Source organism: Falsiroseomonas oryziterrae (assembly GCF_021864505.1).
GTDB classification, from domain to species: Bacteria; Pseudomonadota; Alphaproteobacteria; order Acetobacterales; family Acetobacteraceae; genus Falsiroseomonas; species Falsiroseomonas oryziterrae.
This window is the reverse complement of sequence record NZ_JAKJIB010000480.1, coordinates 1-2,173: the sequence shown is the minus strand read 5'-3', so window position 1 is coordinate 2,173 and position 2,173 is coordinate 1. Positions and strand designations below refer to the sequence as shown.

Annotated in this window: 3 protein-coding genes; 2 read left to right on the top strand and 1 reads right to left on the bottom strand. The window is 74.4% G+C overall.

Going from position 1 to position 2,173, the window contains the following annotated elements; genetic code table 11:
* Together L2I40_RS22190 and L2I40_RS22185 are read left to right on the top strand one after the other, a co-directional pair.
* The coding region (locus L2I40_RS22190; RefSeq protein ID WP_237217472.1) for a hypothetical protein at positions 1-278 on the top strand (278 nt) is incomplete at its 5' end.
* Entirely contained in the window at positions 275-1,138 is an 864-nt protein-coding gene (locus L2I40_RS22185) for an isocitrate lyase/PEP mutase family protein (RefSeq protein ID WP_237217471.1), read from the top strand. The genes L2I40_RS22190 and L2I40_RS22185, both read left to right, overlap by 4 nt.
* Before the next feature lie 10 nt (positions 1,139-1,148).
* Here the strand turns inward: L2I40_RS22185 and L2I40_RS22180 are convergent, their stop codons facing one another.
* Positions 1,149-2,108, bottom strand: coding sequence for a DUF2950 domain-containing protein (locus tag L2I40_RS22180; protein ID WP_237217470.1), 960 nt, complete (start codon positions 2,106-2,108; stop codon positions 1,149-1,151).
* Positions 2,109-2,173: the final 65 nt, after the last annotated feature.

Here is a 2,173-nt window from a genome sequence, read left to right as displayed (position 1 = left end):
TGACGGAGGTGGAGGTGCCGCTCGCGCCGCGGCGCGACTGGCGCGATGCGGTGGTCGCCTTCGGCGACTTCATGGATTGCGCGCGCGCCGGCGACGCGCTGGCGCGGCGAAGATCGGCGTGCGCGGCATGGCACGGCATTCCCGGACTGTCCCGGCGGCGAGCCTATCCCGTGCGCGCCCTGCGATGGAACGGTGTCGTCACGGTCGCGGGGTGCCTTGGTGCCCCGCGCGCTCCGGGTCTAGCCTTCGCGGCAACGATCACCGAGGACACGCCATGACCCCGCCCGACCGCCTCCGCGCGCTGCTCGCGCAGCCCGGCCTGATCGTGATGCCCGCGGTCTGGGACGGCATCAGCGCGAAGCTCGCGGCGGAAGCCGGCTACGGGACGGCCTTCCTCTCGGGGTCCTGCGTCGCGGCGAGCCGGCTCGGCGGGCCGGATCTCGACCTCGTCTCCTTCGGCGAGATGTTCGACAGCTTCACCATGGTGCGCAACGCCGCGCCGGACACGCTGGTGCTGGCCGATGGCGACCACGGCTACGGCAATGCGATGAACGTGCAGCGCACGGTGCAGGCCTATGGCCGCGCGGGTGCGGCGGCGGTGCTGATCGAGGACAAGATCACCCCGCGCGCGCTGACCGCCGCCGGCAAGCCCTGCCTGCCGCGGGAGGAGGCGCGGATGAAGATCCGCGCGGCGGTCGAGGCGGCGAAGGAGTCGGGCGTGCTGGTGCTGGCGCGCACCGATTGCCGGCCGACGCAGGGCATCGACGAGGCCGTCGCGCGCATCGCGCTGTTCGCCGAGGAAGGTGCCGACATCCTCTTCCTCGACAGCCCGGCCGACGAGGACGAGATCCGGCGCGGCATCGCGGCGGCGGGCGGCAAGCCGTGCTTCTGCGTCCTCTCGCCCGGCGCGCCGCGCGCCACACCCTCCCGCACCGAGGCCGAGGCGCTGGGCTACCGCATCGCGACCTACCCGACCGGCATGCTGTCGCCGGCGATCGCCGGGATGAAGGCCGGGCTCGCCGCGCTACTGCGCGGCGAGGCGGAGGCGAGCGCGGCGCTGCCGCCGGCCGAGCTGCGCGAGACGCTCGGCTACGGCAGCTACGACCGCGCGGCGAAGCGCTTCATCGTGCCGGGCTGAGAGCCGCCGGCTACTCTGCCACCTTTTCCCAGCCCGGGCCGGGATTGAAGGCGGTGATGCCGGCGGCCAGCCGTGCGGTGTCGGGGCCGAGATTGGCCTGCCAGACATCGCCATGGTGGCTGATCATGAAGGTCATGATGCCGGTGGAGCCGTGGCGGTAGGGTGTCGCGATCACCGCCCAGCCGCCGATCATCCGCCCGTTCACCACGTAGTCGAAGGCGCCGCCGGGCGCGTCCGGGCCCTGCCGCTCGAGGATGCGGAAGAGGTAGCCGTGGAAGGGCTGCGGCGCGTCGCCCTCGCGGCGCGGCGCATAGCCGCCGGCGCTCGCCACGGCGACGAAGGGGCCGAGCGGGCTCGGCGGCTCGCCCTGGGCGGTCGGCCAGAACAGCCCGTCGCGCTGCCCGGGTGTCGAGAAGAAGCGCCGCGCATAGGCGCGGAAGGCGCCCTGGCGGCCGGCGTCGCGCGCGTACTCGTCCTGCGCATCGCCGATGGCGCGCAGCGTCTCGATGGTGTCGAGCTCGTTGCGGCCGATGCGGCGGTCGATCACCTCCTGCCGCGCGGCGGCGGATTCGAAGCGCCACAGCCCGCCGCGCTGCACCAGCGGCAGGGCGAGCGGGAAGCCGTCGTTGCCGACCTGCAGCACGGCGCGGTCGGGTGCGGTGCGCACCACCTCGGCCTTCTCGGCATGCGCGGCCAGGAAGCGCTCGCGCGCGCGCTGGCGCGCGGCGGCGTCGGCATCGCGGATCAGCGGCATGTTCTCGCTGCCGATCACGCGTTGGATCTGGCGATCGCTGCGGGCCTGCAGCGCGGCGACGAGGGCGGCGAAACCCTCTTCCGGCGTGCGGAAGGCCTGCGGCGGCACCGGACGCGGTGCGTCCTGGGTTGCGCCGGGCGTGGCCTGCGGCGCCTGGGCGAAGGCGGGCGCGGCAAGGATCAGTGCTGCCGCGAGCATGGTCGTGGTCCGGATCATCGCACGCATCCTCAACGCCTCCCCCCCGCGGGCCCGCCACCGCCGCCTGCCGCGCGGGCACCTCC

Coding starts and splice junctions, on each gene's coding strand:
- L2I40_RS22185 (WP_237217471.1), top strand. CDS start 275: ATGACCCCGCCCGACCGCCTCCGCGCGCTGCTCGCGCAGCCCGGCCTG.
- L2I40_RS22180 (WP_237217470.1), bottom strand. CDS start 2,108: ATGATCCGGACCACGACCATGCTCGCGGCAGCACTGATCCTTGCCGCG.